Source organism: Photobacterium sp. R1 (genome assembly GCF_054600795.1).
The window spans coordinates 1-237 of record NZ_BAAHZP010000964.1; the positions used below are offsets into that span (position 1 = coordinate 1).

Annotated in this window: 1 protein-coding gene; it reads left to right on the top strand. The window is 51.9% G+C overall.

Features of this window, described 5'->3' with window-relative positions:
• Nucleotides 1-5: 5 nt before the first annotated feature.
• The gene (gene pspB / locus ACYP03_RS27935; protein ID WP_027253354.1) at nt 6-236 is read left to right on the top strand and encodes an envelope stress response membrane protein PspB; all 231 of its coding nucleotides are present in this window, start codon (nt 6-8) and stop codon (nt 234-236) included.
• The last annotated feature ends 1 nt before the right edge of the window (nt 237 follow it).

Here is a 237-nt window from a genome sequence, read left to right on the forward strand (position 1 = left end):
TGTGCATGTCCATGGGATTCATTGTAGGGCCGTTGATTGTCTTTCTGGTGTTTGTTGCGCCACTGTGGCTGATTTTGCACTACCGCAGTAAGCGTCAGACGGCGCAGGGGCTGTCAGGTGAAGACACTGACAAATTACAAGGGCTGGTGGTTCGCGCTGAGCAAATGCAGCAGCGTATTGTGACACTGGAAAAAATACTTGATGCTGAAGCACCGCACTGGAGGCAGAAGCCATGAC

Excerpts from the sequence above, each read along its gene's own strand:
- pspB (WP_027253354.1), top strand. The coding sequence starts at position 6 with ATGTCCATGGGATTCATTGTAGGGCCGTTGATTGTCTTTCTGGTGTTT.